Annotated in this window: 14 protein-coding genes; 4 read left to right on the plus strand and 10 right to left on the minus strand. The window is 69.5% G+C overall.

The annotated features are described in order from the left end of the window. Nucleotides 1–36 precede the first annotated feature (36 nt). From A2790_RS05900 to A2790_RS05920, 5 genes are all read right to left on the minus strand, one after another. A complete protein-coding gene (locus A2790_RS05900; protein WP_293388643.1) occupies nt 37–2,226 on the minus strand; it encodes a chemotaxis protein CheA in 2,190 nt (729 codons plus the stop codon). 32 nt (nt 2,227–2,258) lie between these two features. Further along, the gene (locus tag A2790_RS05905; RefSeq protein ID WP_068876735.1) at nt 2,259–2,630 is read right to left on the minus strand and encodes a response regulator; all 372 of its coding nucleotides are present in this window, start codon (nt 2,628–2,630) and stop codon (nt 2,259–2,261) included. A gap of 4 nt (nt 2,631–2,634) precedes the next feature. After that, on the minus strand, nt 2,635–2,928 hold the full coding sequence (locus tag A2790_RS05910) for an STAS domain-containing protein (RefSeq protein ID WP_293388646.1): 294 nt from the start codon (nt 2,926–2,928) through the stop codon (nt 2,635–2,637). A gap of 2 nt (nt 2,929–2,930) precedes the next feature. Next, nucleotides 2,931–4,850 (minus strand): methyl-accepting chemotaxis protein, encoded by a 1,920-nt coding sequence (locus A2790_RS05915; RefSeq protein WP_293388647.1) that lies wholly within the window; start codon nt 4,848–4,850, stop codon nt 2,931–2,933. Between the two features lie 328 nt (nt 4,851–5,178). Then, the gene (locus tag A2790_RS05920; protein WP_293388649.1) at nt 5,179–5,793 is read right to left on the minus strand and encodes an XRE family transcriptional regulator; all 615 of its coding nucleotides are present in this window, start codon (nt 5,791–5,793) and stop codon (nt 5,179–5,181) included. 274 nt (nt 5,794–6,067) lie between these two features. Here A2790_RS05920 and A2790_RS05925 point away from each other — a divergent pair, with 274 nt between their 5' ends. Together A2790_RS05925 and A2790_RS05930 are read left to right on the plus strand one after the other, a co-directional pair. Further along, a complete protein-coding gene (locus tag A2790_RS05925) occupies nt 6,068–7,162 on the plus strand; it encodes a PEPxxWA-CTERM sorting domain-containing protein (RefSeq protein WP_293388651.1) in 1,095 nt (364 codons plus the stop codon). A 3-nt stretch (nt 7,163–7,165) separates the two neighbouring features. After that, on the plus strand, nt 7,166–9,127 hold the full coding sequence (locus A2790_RS05930; RefSeq protein WP_293388653.1) for a toll/interleukin-1 receptor domain-containing protein: 1,962 nt from the start codon (nt 7,166–7,168) through the stop codon (nt 9,125–9,127). A gap of 6 nt (nt 9,128–9,133) precedes the next feature. On the opposite strand, the gene A2790_RS05935 is transcribed toward A2790_RS05930, so the two are convergent. The 4 genes from A2790_RS05935 to A2790_RS05950 all read right to left on the minus strand — a co-directional run bounded on the left by A2790_RS05935 (nt 9,134) and on the right by A2790_RS05950 (nt 13,825). Beyond that, nucleotides 9,134–10,891 carry a TRAFs-binding domain-containing protein gene (locus A2790_RS05935; protein WP_293388655.1) on the minus strand — a complete coding sequence of 586 codons (1,758 nt, stop codon included), beginning with the start codon at nt 10,889–10,891 and terminating at the stop codon, nt 9,134–9,136. 218 nt (nt 10,892–11,109) lie between these two features. Then, nucleotides 11,110–12,441, minus strand: coding sequence for a dicarboxylate/amino acid:cation symporter (locus tag A2790_RS05940; protein WP_293388685.1), 1,332 nt, complete (start codon nt 12,439–12,441; stop codon nt 11,110–11,112). 144 nt (nt 12,442–12,585) lie between these two features. Then, nucleotides 12,586–13,575: a TerC family protein gene (locus A2790_RS05945; RefSeq protein ID WP_293388687.1), complete on the minus strand. Its 990-nt coding sequence runs from the start codon at nt 13,573–13,575 to the stop codon at nt 12,586–12,588. 52 nt (nt 13,576–13,627) lie between these two features. Further along, on the minus strand, nt 13,628–13,825 hold the full coding sequence (locus A2790_RS05950; protein ID WP_293388689.1) for a YdcH family protein: 198 nt from the start codon (nt 13,823–13,825) through the stop codon (nt 13,628–13,630). Nucleotides 13,826–14,165: 340 nt separating this feature from the next. Between A2790_RS05950 and A2790_RS05955 the strand changes: the two genes are divergently transcribed. Continuing rightward, nucleotides 14,166–14,504 (plus strand): GIY-YIG nuclease family protein, encoded by a 339-nt coding sequence (locus tag A2790_RS05955; RefSeq protein WP_293388691.1) that lies wholly within the window; start codon nt 14,166–14,168, stop codon nt 14,502–14,504. Between the two features lie 226 nt (nt 14,505–14,730). Further along, nucleotides 14,731–15,285, plus strand: a complete 555-nt coding sequence (locus A2790_RS05960) for a GNAT family protein (protein WP_293388694.1) — start codon at nt 14,731–14,733, stop codon at nt 15,283–15,285. Between the two features lie 127 nt (nt 15,286–15,412). Here the strand turns inward: A2790_RS05960 and A2790_RS05965 are convergent, their stop codons facing one another. Further along, nucleotides 15,413–15,697: a hypothetical protein gene (locus A2790_RS05965; protein WP_293388696.1), complete on the minus strand. Its 285-nt coding sequence runs from the start codon at nt 15,695–15,697 to the stop codon at nt 15,413–15,415. Nucleotides 15,698–16,154: the final 457 nt, after the last annotated feature.

The raw sequence follows: 16,154 nt of genomic DNA on the forward strand, positions 1-16,154 counted from the left end.
GGTTCTGGCCGTTCTGACTGATGATCTGGTTCATGTTCAGCCTGCCTTGCGCATGTCGCCGCGGGAAACGGTGACGATCGTGTCGATGTCGAGGATGAGGGCCACGCGGCCGTCGCCGAGGATGGTGGCCGCGGCGACGCCGGGCACCTGGCGGTAGTTGGCCTCGAGGGACTTGATGACCACCTGGCGCTGGCCCTGGATGGCGTCGCACAGCAGGGCCGCGCGCGCGCCGCCTTCGCCTTCGATCAGCAGGGCCACGCCCTGGGTCGCCGGTAGCGGCTCGTTGCGATAGCCCAGGGCCATGCCCACGTCGATCAGCGGCACGAAGCCGCCGCGGATCGAGATCACCCGGGCGTGGCCGCCCAGGCTGTGGACGTCCTCGGCCTTGGGCTGGAGCGTCTCGACGATCGCGGTGATCGGCGCCACGAGCGTCTGGTTGTTCACCGACACCACCATGCCGTCCAGCACCGCCAGGGTGAGGGGCAGGCTCATGGTGAAGGTCGAGCCCTTGCCGGGGCGCGAGGAGATGGTGATGCGGCCGCCCAACGCCTGGATGGACCGGCGGACCACGTCCATGCCGACGCCGCGGCCCGAGATGTCGCTCACCTCGGCGGCCGTGGAGAAGCCGGGCATGAAGATCAGGTTGTCGATCTCCTCGTCCGACAGCGTGGCCTCGGCCGAGATCAGGCCCTTCTCGATGGCGATGCCTTTGACGCGTTCGCGGTTGATGCCGCCGCCGTCGTCCGAGACCTCGATCACGATCCGGCCGGAGCGGTGGGCCGCCGAAAGCTTCACGACGCCCTCGGCCGGCTTGCCCGCCGCGGCGCGCTTCTCGGGATTCTCCAGGCCATGGTCGATGGCGTTGCGGATCATGTGCGTCAGCGGATCGGCCAGGCGCTCGATGACGGTCTTGTCGACTTCGGTGCCTTCGCCCTCGGTGACCAGGCGCACCGGCTTGCCGGTCATGGCGGCGACTTCGCGCACCAGGCGCGGCATCCGCTGGAAGACCGACTTCACGGGCTGGGCCCGGATGGCCATGACGCTGTCCTGGATCTCGCGGGTCAGCTGCTCCAGCTCGTCCAGGCCCATGGCGACGGCGCTGGCGCGGGCCAGGCCCGCCTCCATCACCCGCTGGGCCAGCACGGCCTGATTGATCACCAGCTCGCCGACCAGGTCGATGAGCCGGTCCACGCGGTCCAGGTCGACGCGGATCGTGGCGCCGGCCTCGGTCTTGCGCGGGCCGCCTGCGGCCTGGCCCTCGGCGGCCGTCTCGTTGGCGGCGGCCGGCGGCGCGGCGGGGGGCGGAGCGGCCGCCACCACGGGCGCGACCACGGGGGCGGGGGGCGGCGGGGCGACGGGCTCGAAGGCCTCCACGGGGGCTTCCGGCGCGGCCTCGGCGGGCGCATCGCCCTGCACGCGCGCCAGCAGCGACGACAGGTCGAAGGCGGGCTCGCCGCCTTCGCTCTCGGCCGAACCGCCCAGCGGGGTCACCTCCAGCTCGCAGTCGCCGTCGACGAATTCGAAGACTTCCCGGATCGAGGTCTCGTCGGCGTCGCCGGTCAGCGTCACCGTCCACGACAGGTAGGCCGCTTCCGGATCTATTTCGTTCAGCGGCGGCACGTCGTGCGCGTCCAGCTCGACCTCGGCGTGGCCCAGGCGCGTCAGCTCGCGCAGCAGCAGGGCGGCCTCGTTGGCCTTGGCGTAGAGGTCGGCGCGCGGCTTGAACGCCACCTTGAAGCCGGCAGGCGCGGCGGCGGGCGCCTCGGCGCCTTCGACCGCAACGGCCATCGGCTGGAACTCGAAGTCGCCCCAGTCTTCCTCGGACTCATCTTCGGCGCCCGCGGCGCCGCTCATGGTCCGCAGCTCTTCCGCCAGCGTCGCAGCGCCCGGATGCTCGGCCTCGTCGCCGGCATGGGCCGCGCGCACCAGGTCGGCCAGCACGTCGGCCGCCCGCAGCATGCTCTTCAGCACGTCGTTCGACGGGGCCAGGCGGCCCGAGCGCATCTCGTCCAGCGCCGTCTCGAAGACGTGCGCAAAGCGGATCAGCGCCTCCAGGCTGAAAGCCCCAGCGCCGCCCTTGATCGAGTGCACCGCCCGGAAGACGGCGTTGATGGTCTCGGGATCCTGGTCTCCGCCTTCCATGGCGAGGAGGCCGGATTCGAGCTCTGCGAGCTGTTCCTCGCACTCCTGGAAGAACGTCTCCCGGATGGCGGCTAGCGGGTCCACGGGCGTGGTTTCCTACTCTTGGTTCGGGTGGGTCAGGCGGCGACGCGGCGGATAGCGTCCACCAGCTTGACCGGGTTGAACGGCTTCACGATCCAGCCGGTCGCCCCGGCCATCCGGGCGCGGTTCTTCTTCTCCGCGTCGCTTTCGGTGGTCAGCACGAGGATCGGGATGGCGCGGTAGCGCTGGTCGCCGCGGACTTCCTCGATGAAGCCGAAGCCGTCCATGCGCGGCATGTTGATGTCCGTGACGATGACCTGCGGCATCTCCGGCTCGGCCTGGAGGACTTCCAGCCCATGGATGCCGTCTTCGGCCTGGACGACGCGGAAGCCGGCGTCCGCGAGGGCGAGGCGCAGCATTTCGCGCATCGTCCGGGAGTCGTCGACGGTAAGGACAGTCATGCTCATGGGTTCAATCCTGAACAGGGGAAAGGGCGGCGGCGGCCGAGGCCAGATGGGCGGCGCCCATCAGAACCAGGCCGTCAGCGAACTCGGGCGAGGGGTCCACGATCTGGAATTCGGCGCCGTCGGCGGCCCAGGTCGACTGGGCCGAGAGCAGCACCTGCAGGCATTGGCCGCCGACCCGGCGAACCTGGGAGGCGTCGATGCTGAGCGGCTGGCCGCGCCGGTCCAGCAGCGCCTTGTGGAGCGGCCCGGCGGCGGTCATGTCCAGGCTGTCGGCCAGGATGAGAGGCTGTGCGGTCATGTTCAGAATTCGTCCCAGGCGTCTTCAGCAGCTTCGAACGCCGGCTTCGGGGCGGCGCCGCCGCGGCCGGTGGTCTTCATGGCGGCGACGGCCGGGGCCGGGGTCGGAGCCGGGGCCGGCGCGCGGACCGGGGCCGGGGCGGCCTGGGCCGGGCTTCCGCCCAGGTCGAAGCGGGCGATCAGGCGGGCCAGGGCCTCGCTTTCCGCCGACAGCGCATGGCTGGCCGCGGTGGCCTGCTCGACCATGGCCGCGTTCTGCTGGGTCACCTGGTCCATCTGGTTGATGGCGGTGTTCACCTGCTGAAGGCCGGTGGCCTGTTCCTGGGCCGAGGCGGCGATCTCGGTGACCGCGCCGTTGATGTGGGTGACCTGGGTCAGGATGCGCTCCAGCACCTTGCCGGTCTCGCCGACCAGGCCGACGCCGCGCTCGACCTGCTGCGAGGAGGCCGAGATCAGGGCCTTGATCTCCTTGGCCGCTTCGGCCGAGCGCTGGGCCAGAGCCCGCACTTCCGAGGCGACGACGGCGAAGCCCTTGCCCGCATCGCCGGCCCGGGCCGCTTCCACGCCCGCGTTCAGGGCCAGAAGGTTGGTCTGGAAGGCGATCTCGTCGATCACGCCGATGATCTGGCTGATCTGGCTGGACGAGTTCTCGATCTCGCTCATGGCGGCGACCGCGTCGCGGACGACGACGCCCGAGCGTTCGGCGTCGCCCTTGGCGGCGCCCACGGCCTCGCGGGACTGGGCCGCGCCCTCGGCGGTCTTGCGCACCGTGGCGGTGATCTGGTCGAGCGCCGCGGCGGTCTCTTCCAGGCTGGCCGCCTGCTGCTCGGTGCGGCGCGACAGGTCGTCGGAGGCCTGGGTGATCTCACCCGCGCCCGACCGCACGGCGGTGGCGTTGGTGGCCACCTCGCGCATGGTGTCCTGCAGGGTGTCCATGGCGCGGTTGAAGTCGGCGCGAAGCTGTTCGTAGTGCGACGGGAAGGCGTCGGTCAGGCGGAAGGTCAGGGCCCCGGCGGCCAGGCGCTCCAGGCCCTTGGCCAGGCCTTCCACGACCTTCGACTGCTCGGCGGCGGTGGCGGCGCGTTCGGCTTCGCTGGCGGCGCGGGTGGCGTCGGCGGCGCGGCGCTGCTCGCCGGCCTCGCCCTCCAGGCGCACCTTCTCGATGGCGGCTTCCTTGAAGTGCTGGACGGCGGCGGCCATGCGGCCCACCTCGTCCTTGCGGCCCTGGGCCGGCACCTCGACGTTGTTGTCGCCCGAGGCAAGCTTGCCCATGGCGGCGGTCATGGCGCTGACCGGCTTGGCGATCGCGGCCGACAGCAGGGCGCCCATCACCACCGCCAGGGCGATGGCCAGCAGGCTGCCCACGGCGAGCAGGGTGATGGCGAAGGCCTGCGCGGCCGACTGGCCGGCGGCGCGTTGCTTACCCAGGGCGGTTTCCTGGTCGATGAGGGTCTGCACGGCGGCGCGGACGTCCGTCAGGCCGCCGGTGGTGCCCAGCTGCATCATCGCCGTGGCCTGCTGGGTGGGATCCTGGCCCGCCGCGATCAGGGGCGCTTCCTCGGCGGCCACCTTGGCGCCGGCCTGTTTGATCTTGGCGATCAGTGCGGCGTCCTCGGGGGCGGACGTCTCGAGCTCGGCGAGGGTCGTCTTGTAGCGCTCTTCGGCTTTGTTGATCGCGTTGAGGAATTCCGGGTCGCCGCTGGCCACCAGGCCGCGGATGGCGTTCTGGCGTTCCACCCGCGCCATGATCACCTCTTCGGCCAGCCGCAGTTGCTGGACGCTCGAGTTGTTCGCCTCGGTCGCCTGCTTGATGCTCATCAGGCTGACGAACACCGCCGCGCACATGGCGGCCACGACGGTCACCACGACCGCGAAGCCCACCACGAGCTTCTTGGAGATGTTCAGGTTGTTCAGGAGGTTCATCGGGGTCTCGGCGTTCTGGCGGATCGGGGGCGAGGAGGCGGCGACGCGGGGTCAGCCCTCACGGCGTCCAGGGGTGCAATGGACGTACGGCGCGGTGCGGCTGCAGACAGTAGGGGGACTGAAACGACCGCATGGGAATCTCGCCGTTGCCGTGAGGGCTTGACGACGCCAGTCAGGCCCCGCCAATCCGGACAATCCCAAGGGCGGTTTGATTATTGGTAAATTGTGGGAACCGCCTTGGCCCATAGGCGATCGAAGTTCGCCGAATGCCTGCGGCACGACGTCGCAATAGCTTGCGAATGCTCGGTAGGCTGGTCTTTGGCCCGGACTAAACTTGGGGGCCGAAGGTTGTTTCGCCCGAGGCCACCAACAGCACTTTCGCCGGGGCGCGCGGAGCGACCAGCGCATAGCCGGCGGCGGCGTCGAAATAGACCGCGTCTCCCGCGCCCAGGTCCAGGGGCGCGTAGAGATGGCTGTGGAACTCCACCTCGCCGTCCAGCACCAGGGCGTAGGCCTCGCCACCATGCGTCGCCAGCGGACCGTGAACGTCCAGCGTGCGCGCGGTCACGTCGACGACGATCGGCGACAGGCTCTTCGACAGAAGGTCCGCGGCGGCCCGGCGGCCGGTGTTCCCGGCGACCCGCGTGGGCGGTCCATCGCCGGCGCGCATCACCGACCGGCGGCCGGAGGATGCGGGGTGCGCTTCCGCCTCACGGGTGACCAGCCCCTCGAGGTCCACCTCTAGCGCGCGGCAGAGGCGCATCAGCTTTTCGTAGTTGAGGGCGTTCTGCCCCAGTTCGACCCGGGACAACGTGGAGATGGGTACGCCGCTCTCCTCGCTGAGGGCGGCGAGGCTCCAGCCGCGCGAGAGCCGCAGCTTGCGGATCGCTGCGCCGGTCCGATCCGACATGCGGGCGCGCATGACGTCGAGTCCCCTTTGCATGTGCGAAGCGGACCCTAGGCTGATTCACATAACCCGGCACGCGAGCCGAAGCCCGCCCCTGCCCATTATGGGTTGCGCCGTCGGCGGCCTGTGAAAAGACCTGATCGAAGCGGACGCGGCAAGTGTATCGGCGCGCTGGGCGAGCAACGCCCATTCCGGTTTTCAACTCACACAAGAACCCAGTCGCCCTCCAGAGCGCGTGTGGTAGGGTAAAAATTGACTTAAGGCGGCTCTGCCTCCGCAGGACTGTCGTTGATCTTTCAAGGGGGGGCTGATGCGAAGCCTTGCGTATGCGATCGCCTGTGGCGCCCTGCTGGCTGGGACGTCCGCACAGGCCGTTAGTCTCGACATCACCGGCGTGAAGTCGGGCGGCATCACGCTTGGCGCGGCGGGGGCGCCTACGCTGGCGAACGGCATCTACGCCGATTTCGACAACGATCTGGGCGCGGCCTACGGCGGAAGCACCGAGACCAAGGTCAAGGTGACGCCGGCCTACGCCAGCTTCGAGAGCGGGGTTGCGGTTTCGGGCCCGAACGCTGCGGCCCAGTCCCACTCCGGACTGGACGTCGACATCATCAACAACTCGCCGAACAACCTCGTCTCCATCGACTCCGTGGGCTCGACCATCATTCCGGCGGGTCTCGGCTTCTACATGCAGGACCGGACCGGGGACCCCACCGGCGGCAACGCTTTCACGGGCTACGGCCAGGCCGGCTACTCCTCCTTCGGTTCGCTGTTCACCGAAGACCTCGCGGGCACGACGTTCGCCACCGCCGGCTTCACCTTCGACATCTACGGCGACGACTACCTCGAGAATCCCTATGCCGAGGCGCTCTACACGCTCAACGGCAACCTGACGCTCAGCTTCGACGACGTCGGCAACGTCGTCCGGGGCGGGAACATCGAGGCGGCGGGCCTCAGCCTGAACGGCTTCACCACGGCCTACGACAACCCGTTCGCGCTCGCCTACGCCTGGGGCGAGACCGACATCGAGATCATCCTGAACCAGATCCTCGAGGCCGGGCAGTCGACCAGCCTCTACTACCGCACCACCGCCTATGCCTCGACCAACACGACCTGCCTCGACGACGCGGTGACCTGCCTCGTGGCCTATTCGGGCTTCGGCGATCCCATCGGCCGGGGCGGCGGCGTCTCGCTCGCGGCGGCCCGCGGCGTGCGCGACCAGCTGGCGTACAATCCGATCACCGGCATCGTGTTCGATCCGCAGCTGATCGATCCGTTCCGGGTGAAGTCAACCGTCATCGGGGGCGGCGCGGTCCCCGAACCGGCGACCTGGATGACCATGATCCTGGGCTTCGGCCTGCTCGGAGCGGCGTTGCGGCGCCGGCGGGTGCTGGCGTACAGCTAAGGTATGACGCCAGACGACGCGGACTCTCACGACCGACAGGACGGAGCCTACGCGTACCGGGCGTTCATCAGCTACAGCCACAAGGACAAGGACCTGGCGCAGCGGCTCCATCGCGAGGTGGAGTCCTATCGCATCCCGTCCAAGCTCATCGGGCGGCAGACCGGCGTCGGCAAGGTGCCGCGGCGTCTGCGGCCCATCTTCCGCGACCGCGAGGAGCTGCCGGCCTCGGGTGACCTGACGGCAGAGCTCAGCGGGGCGCTGCGCCAGTCGATGTTCCTAGTGGTGATCTGCTCGCCCGCCGCCGCCCGCTCGCGGTGGGTGAACGAGGAGATCCTGCAGTTCAAGCGCGTCCACGGCGATGCGCGCGTGCTGGCCATCGTTGCCGACGGCGAGCCGAACGCCACCGACATTCCAGGCCGCGACCATCTGGAATGCTTCCCGCGGGCCCTGCGCTATAGGATCGGCGCCGACGGCGTGCTGTCCGACATCCCGGCCGAGCCCATCGCCGCCGACGTCCGGCGCGAGGCCGACGGTCCGCGGCTCGCGGTCCAGAAGCTGATCGCCGGCCTGACGGGCCTCAAGCTCGACGAACTGGTCCAGCGCGACACCCAGCGGCGGATCGCCCAGATGACCACCATCGCCGCGGGCGCGGTGGTGGGCATGGTGGTCACCGGCGGCCTGGCGTTCTACGCCAACTCGCTGCGGATCGAGGCCAACGCCCAGCGCACGATCGCCCAGCACGAAGCCGCCGCCGCGCGGGCGGCCTCGGACTATCTGGTCGGCACCTTCGAGCTGTCGAACCCCGCCACCGAAAACCCCCGGACCATCACCGCCCTGACCATCCTGGGCCGCAGCGCCGAACGCGCGCGGCGGGAGCTGGCGGGCCAGCCGGCGATCCAGGCCCGGCTGCTGGCCACCCTGGGCCGGGCCTACAACAACCTGGGCCTCCTGAACGAGGCGCGCACGGCGTTCGAACAGGCGATGCCGGTGATCAACCGGTCCGGTCCGGACGGGGCGGAGGCCATGCTGGTCCTGGCCACCACCTACGAGAAGCAGGGCCTGCTGGAGAAGGGCCTGGGGGCCGTGCGCCACGCCGAAGCCTTGCTCGGCCCCGACCCGAAGGCCAACGCCAGCCTCCGCGCCCAGGCCGCGCTCACCGAGGGCCGCATTCTGACCTCGGCCTCGAAGGTGAAGGAAGGCGTCGCCGCCTTCGACCGGGCGCTCGCCTACTACCGCGCCGCCGACGATGCGCCCGAGGGGGCCCTGGCCACCGTGCTGAACAACCGCGGCCTTCTGCTATCGGACGACGGCCAGTTCGCGGCGGCGGAGGCGTCCCTCAAGGAATCCCTGGACCTGTTCAGCAAGGAGCTGGGTCCAAACCACCTCTACACCGGCAAGGCCTGGTTCGCCCTGGCGCAGAATGCGTTCAACGCCGGCGACCTGCGCACCGCCCGCGGGCACATCGCCAACGCCCTGCGGATCGAGCGCGGCGTGCTGGACGCCGACAACCCGATCCTGGCGGACACCCTCTCGATGCAGGGCCAGATCTACCAGGGCCTGGGCCAGATGGCCGAGGCCGAACGGTCGCTGCGCGAGGCGGTCTCGATCTATCGCGAGGCCTTCGACGGCCCGCACTACCTGATCGGCATCGCCGAGGTGTACCTGGCGCTGATCGAGTCCCAGCGCGGCGCCACGGCCCAGGCCCTCGCCACCCTGGACGACGCCAAGCGCAACTACGACGCCAGCTACGGCAAGCTCCACCCCAACCACGGCGACCTGCTGGTCAACCGCGCCAAGGTCCTGGCCCGCGCCGGTCGCATCGAGCAGGCCCGCGCCGACTGCGCGGCGGGGATGACGATCCTGCGCGACACGCTCGGCGCCGACGCCAGCTTCACCAAGCAGATGGCCGGGGAATGCCGCGGCCTGGCGCCTGCCGGCCAGACCCGCGTCGCGACCGGCGGCTGACGCGGCTCAGTCCGCCGCAGGGTTCCGGGTCAGGCGATACAGCGGATAGACGCCGTAGCCCTTGGGCAGGGCGATCTTGCCCACGTAGTTGCAGTCGAACGGATGGTCCGTCTGCATCTCCAGCACCGCCGCGAAGGGCTCGGTGACATAGACCGCGCCCGACGGCGTCACCGGCTCGATCCGCGCCGCCCGGGAGACCTCGCTGCCGTAGTAGGTCGTCCGCCGGGTGACGGGATCGTAGCCGGAGTAGGTGGGGCCGTAGTGCAGGGCGATCCGCATGGCCGTGCCCTCGCGCACGCCCAACGCCTTGCAGTCCACCTTCTTCAGCTCCTCGCACAGGTCCAGCGCGGCCGCCGCGGCGGTGGGCGCGTCCTGGAACACCGCGAAGATCGCATCGCCCCAGGTGTTGCCCTGCCGGATCACGTCGCCGTGGCCCTCAAGCGTGCGGGCCGCCCGCACCATCACGTCTTCCCAGAAGAGGGGCAGGGCCCGCTCGTCCAGCTTCGAGAAGCCCGGGTAGTCGGTGAACATCAGCCCATAGACGCCGCGCTCCACGTCCGACTTCGGCGGCGGCGGGGGCATGACCGGGCGGACGAGGGTCGGGGCGATGACCACCTCGGCCCGGCCGCCGGTGGCGCGCCAGGCGCTGATGTCCGAGCCGCTGAGCGTGCGGTCGCCCCGCTCCTCCACGATCACCAGCTGGATCGCCTCGGCCTGCAGCTGGCGGGCCCGCAGCCGCGCCATGCCCATGGTCACCTTGGAGCCGTAGGCGAACTGCTCCATCTCGCCCATGTAGCTCATGTTGCTGGCGAAGGTCAGCGAGGCGGCCCGGTCCTTGATGGCGTGATAGCGCGCCACCCAGGTCTCGCCGGCTGGCGCCACCGACTGCTCCAGGAAGTCGGGCTCGGCGAAGGGCAGCACCACATGCACCTCGGCCCCGCGCTCCAGCAGCAGTTCGGCGATCAGGATGTCGCTGCCGGCGGCCAGGGCGCCGTAGCCGAAGCCCACGTCCTCCCGCGCGATCACCTCGCGCATGCGGGCGGCCAGGTCGGCCTCCAGCTCGGGAGAGCCGACGAAGATGTTGCCGCAGAACATGGCCACCTTGGGCGGCTCGATCAGCTCCAGCAGGCTGTCCATTCCATGTCCGTCGCCCTCGGCGGCGAGCAGGCGGCGCAGCTGCAGCACGGTGGTGGAGCGCGCGCCCACGTCGGCGTCCGGCGACTGCATGGCCCGCGTGAGGGCCTCGCGCGCGCCGTCCACGTCGCCAAGCACCGCCAAGGCCTCGGCCAGGGTCGCCAGCGAGAAATAGCCCGACCGGCGTTCCGGCGCCGTCTCGGCCGCCACGCGCCGCGCCAGCATCCGCGCCAGCCGCGGGCGCCCGGCGATCTTGGCCAGGGTGGCGGCGTTGATCGCCGGGTAGCTGGACTTCGACATCCGGAACACCTGGGCGTACAGCAGGCACGCCTCCAGCAGGCGGTTGCGATCGGGCGCCCCGGCGTCGAACGCCTGGTCCTTCAGCAGCCGCGCCTTCAGCGACAGCGGATCGACCCCGCCGATCTCCGCCAGCCGGTAGTCGTCATAGAGCTTCAGACCCCGTTCGGTGTCACCCAGGCGGGCCAGCGTCAGCACCTCCAGGTAATTGAGCTCGGGGTGCAGGGTGTCGCCGCGGCGCACGACCTCGTCGTAGGCGCCCAGGAGGTCGCCGCGCGCCAGGGCGGCGCGGACCGAGGCTGCCCGTCGTTCGGGGGTGGGCGGCGAGCTCACGCGGCCCAGCCCGTCCCACGGCCGGCGGGGGCAGGGGGCGAGGACGGCCTCTCAAGCGTCAAACCCCGCACGCGTACGCCGTCCCCTTGCTGCGACGAGCGGAGCGGCCTTCGAGGTCGCCCGGCATCGTCCCCCAGGTGGTAACGCTATAGTGACAAGGCGGCCTCGTCCATGGACCCCGCTCGCGGCGGGGTGGCGCCGCCGCGCTCCTGGGTTGGCTAGGCGACGGCGGGCTCAGGCGCCTCGGCCCGGCCATCGTAGACGGCCTGGTCCAGAATGCCCTGCTGCTTGGCCACGAGCGTCGGCACCAGCGCCTGACCGGCGACGTTCACCGCCGTGCGGCCCATGTCCAGGATCGGGTCGATGGCCAGCAGCAGCCCCACGCCCTCCAGCGGCAGGCCCAGGGTCGACAGGGTCAGCGTCAGCATCACCGTGGCGCCGGTCAGGCCCGCGGTCGCCGCCGAGCCGATGACCGAGACGAAGACGATCAGCAGATAGTCCTGCAACTGCAGCGGCACGCCGTAGAACTGAGCCACGAAGATCGCCGAGATCGCCGGATAGATCGCCGCGCAGCCGTCCATCTTGGTGGTCGCGCCCAGGGGCACGGCGAAGGCGGCATAGGCCCGTGGCACGCCCAGTCCGGTCTCGGTCACCGCCTCGGTGACCGGCAGGGTGCCGATCGACGAGCGCGAGACGAACCCCAGCTGCATCGCCGGCCAGGCCGCCCGGAAGAACCTGAGCGGGTTCAGGCCATGGGCCGCCAGAAGGGCCGGATAGACCACCAGCAGCACCAGGAAGAGGCCGACGTAGACCGCTACGGCGAACTGGCTGAGCTGGCCCAGGGCGTCCCAGCCGTACTTGGCCACCGCCGTGCCCAGCAGGCCGATCGTGCCGATGGGCGTCAGACGGATCACCCACCACAGCACCTTGCGCACCACCACCAGGGCCGAGGCGTTGAACGCCAGGAACGGCTTGCCGGCCTCGCCGGCCTTCAGCGCCGCCGTTCCCACCACCAGCGAGATCACCAGGATCTGCAGCACGTTGAACGACACGCTGGTCGCCGCCGCGCCGTCCGCAAGCTTGGTCGAGGCCGTGAGCCCCAGGAAGTTGGCCGGGATCAGGCCCGTGAGGAAGTCGAGCCATGTCCCTGTGGTGGCGGGCGCCTTCGCGGCCTCGGCGGCGACGCCGGCGTGCGCGCCCGGCTGCAGAACCACGCCCAGGGCGATGCCGATGCCCACGGCGATCAGGGCGGTGATCGCGAACCACAGCAGGGTCCGCCAGACGAGGCCCGCGGCGTTCTGGAGCTGGGCCAGGTTGGCGATGCTGGCCACGATGGCCGTGAACACCAGCGGCGGCACCAGCGCCTTGAGGAGCTGGACGAACGAGGCGCCCAGGATCCGCAAGGTCTCGGCCAGGCCGTGGCCCTGCTCGCCGGGCTCCACGCCCAACTGGCGCGCCAGGAAGCCCAGCGCCAGGCCGACGACCATCGCCGCCAGCACCTGAACGCCGAAGCCGCTGACGAAACGGGAACTCTTCGCGGACGTCGCCATCCCGCCAATGTAGGGGCCGCCCCGCCCCGCCGCCCGCGGAAAAGTCTGATCGAGCCTTCAGGGAATCTCTTTGCTCAAACCCTGGGCGCTCTTGCAGACGCGTTCAGGAATCCTGGGAGGCGGGGCAGGGCGGTCCGGCGCGCGTCAGCCGGCGCGCGCGTCCGCCGTGGCGATCCCCCGCGTCTTCCACAGCGACCAGCCAACGCCCGCGGCCAGCAGCGCCGCCGTGATCGCCAGGGAGTAGGCCGCCGGGAACTTCTCCCAACCCATGGCTTCGGCGAAGAAGACCTTGCCGCCGATGAACACCAGCAGCGCGGCCAGCGCCTGCTTCAGGTAGGCGAAGCGCGCCACCACCGCGGCCAGGGCGAAGTAGAGCGCCCGCAATCCCAGGATGGCGAAGATGTTGGACGTGTAGACGATGTACGGGTCGGTGGTGATGGAGAAGATCGCCGGCACCGAGTCCACCGCGAAGACCACGTCGGCGATCTCCACCATGACCAGCGCCATGAACAGGGGCGTGGCGAACCAGACCAGCTTCCCGCTGCGGTCGGCCTGCTTCACGAAGAAGAAGTGGCCGTGGAAGCCCTGGGTCAGCCGGATGCGGCGCGCGAGCCACCGATAGACGGGGCTGTCGTGCGGATCCTTGGGGGCGCTGTCCGCGAAGAACATCTTCACCCCCATCACGATCAGGAACGCCGCGAAGATCCAAAGCACCCAGGAGAAGCTGGACACGAGGGTGGCCCCGAAGCCGATCATGATCCCGCGCAGGACGATCACGCCCAGCACGCCCCAGAACAGCACCCGGTGCTGATAGGCGCGCGGGACGGCGAAGGCCGCGAAGATCGTGGCGATCACGAAGACATTGTCGAGCGCCAGGCTCTTTTCGATCAGGAAGCCGGTGACGTACTCCAGCCCGGACTGCCGTCCGAGCTCGGCCCACACCCAGGCGCCGAAGCCGAGGCCCAGAGCGATATAGCCGGCGGACAGCAGCAGGCTCTCGCGCACCCCGATTTCGTGCTGATCGCGGTGCAGTACGCCCAGGTCGAGCGTGAGCAGGAACGCGACCAGCCCGGCGAAGGCCAGCCACATCCAGAGCGGCTGGCCGAGTACGGCCGCCGTCAGAAGATCGGTCATTTCAAGATTTCCAGGAAGAGGGGGAGGCGCGGCTCCGCGCCTCCCCAAGGCGTCAGGCGTGGCTCATGCGGACGGTGACGGGCGCGAGCCCGGCCTCGGCCAGGAACAGCTCGTCCTTCACCTGCAGCTTGCGTCGCTTCAGGTCCTGGATCGCGAGCTGGTCGGGGGCCGGCTTGGCCTGCTCCCTGCGGATCAGCTGTTCGAGCTGCCGATGCCGGTGGCGCAGACGCCAGATGCGATGGTGGTTCATGTTGCTCCTCCGTTTGGAGGCGCGCCCGGAGCCCAGATGGGGGGCAAGCTGGGGGAGAGCAACCGATCCGGACCCCAGGCGCACCTGTGCGGTCCGACATCACGATCGCAGTCGATCGTCAGAGGGGCCCGGTCCCGCAAGACCGAGATTGGAGCGCCGGTAAAGCTCCGCAAGCCCCGCCCCCGCAATTTTTTCGGGCGCGAGCAGTCATCCGCTCCCCCTGGTCGTCATCCCGGGCGGAGCGCTCGCCAGAGCGCGGAGACCCGGGACCCAGCAGACGGGACCCTGAAGCTGCGTCACGATGGATGACGCAAGCCGCGTCACGGCCTAGCTTTCACCGATGGTTGGGCAGGACGCCTTCATCGCTGTCTACATCCTGGCGAGCACTCGCAACGGAACGCTCTACACCGGTGTGACGAGCACGCTTATGGCGCGTATCCGTCAGCACAAGCTCGGGACCTTTGAAGGCTTCACCAAGACCTACGGCTGCAAGACCCTGGTCTGGTACGAGGCCCATGCCGTGATGGCAGAGGCGATCCGGCGCGAGAAGCAGATCAAGCGCTGGCGGCGCGACTGGAAGCTGCAGCTGATCGAGGCTGAGAACCCCGAATGGCGCGATCTATCCGACCACTGGTTCGAGGAGCCGGAAGGACCGCTGTCGTGGCTGCAGCGCCCTTAGCGAAGCGTCGGCGGCGTGTGCGGCTGGGTCCCGGGTCTGCGCGCTCTGGCGAGCGCTACGCCCGGGATGACGAGGGTGGGCGGCGAGGGGCCGGCGCCCGCAGTGGATCGGTTTCTCCCGTAGGCCCTCCGCCTGATAGCTGACGTTTGCGCTTTCGGCCTCGGAGCGGCCATTGGCACCGTCCGCTGAGGGTGGCTTGCGGACACACACGCCCATAGTCTGGGCTATGCCCTCGGCTTCCCCATGCTGGTTCCCGATCGAGACCGAACGCCTGCGGCTGCGAGAGTTTGGGGTCAACGACCTCGATGACGTCCACGCCTATGCGTCGGACGTGGACACGGTCCGCTTCATGGAATGGGGTCCGAATACAGCAGAGATCAGCCGCGAGCGGCTCCGCCTAACCCTCGACGAGCAGGCCGTGTGGCCGCGTCGCGAGGTCAATCTGGCCGTAGAGCTGATTGAGGCCAACCGCGTGATCGGGTCAGTGAGGCTAGGCGTCGACCAGAACGGCGGCGGCGATATGGGCTATGTCTTCGGCAGCGCTTGGTGGGGCAATGGGTACGGCTATGAGGCGGGGTCAGCCCTTCTGCGCACGGCCTTCTCGACTCTCGGCCTGCACCGCATCTGGGCAAGCTGCGATGCGCGAAACACTGCCTCGGTCGCCCTGCTGGAAAAGCTCGGCATGCGCCGTGAGGGCACGTTGCTCAGGGACCGAAGGGTACGCGACGGTTGGCGCGACACTCACCTCTACGCTCTGCTCAGCGAGGAATGGAAAGGCTGACGGCGTCGTTGCAGGCGCTACAAGCAATGTCCGCGTTGGGTCGCGAACCGCCTTTGCGACGCTGCTGCATTGCGGACCTTGGCCGAGGCGCCCCGTAGCGGACCTCGCCAGCGTCACGACCGGGTGGTTAGCGGACTTTGGGCTCCACGGTGGGCGCGCTCGAAACCGGCTTGGTCTCGGACAGGGCTTCAGCATCGAGCTGCTCAGCGTGTTTCGCAAGGGAGGCTGGCGCGAGGTGGGCTTGCGTTAGGGCGGTCGACCAAGGGTTCATGCCAATGCAATGGCCGCTCAGATTGCCACATTGGCGAAGCTCGCCCGTCCGGCTGTCGATAGCAACGATCACGTAACTGTCGTCTGCGATCCGCGCCGCGCCCGCTTCTTTCGGTGCGGGCCCCACCAGTTGCTTCCACATTCGATCAGCTTGGTAGAGCCCTACTCCGGCGTAGCGACCAGCACCGTGACCTGGTCCGCTTCCGGTCAGTTCGGATCGGCTGCATCCAGTGAGAACTAGGCCTGCGGTCGCCACGAATACGAGCGAGTGCTTCACGGTGGCTCCTCCAGTCGCGGGGAAGTTGGCACTTCACGAACGCGTGATCAAGGTGGGGCCATCTGTTAGGGTCTGCAACGGGTCGGCTCCCGTCAGCGACTCGGCGCCGTGAAGCCGACGTTCGCCAATCTGCTCGTCAACTGACGCTCTGGCTGCGCAGGGCGGAAAGGGGCTTCACCTCCCCTGCGAAGCGGGGGAGGGGGACCGGACGCCGACCCCGGCCTTGAGCCGGGGGAAGAGCGGCTGGTGGAGCAACCATGTTTCAGGTGGTGGGCGTTGCGGACCATGGGTTGCCCCGTGCGAGCACCAGGTTGGCGGCTTC

It is taken from the genome of Phenylobacterium sp. RIFCSPHIGHO2_01_FULL_69_31 (assembly GCF_001824475.1).
In the GTDB taxonomy this organism is placed as follows: Bacteria; Pseudomonadota; Alphaproteobacteria; order Caulobacterales; family Caulobacteraceae; genus Phenylobacterium.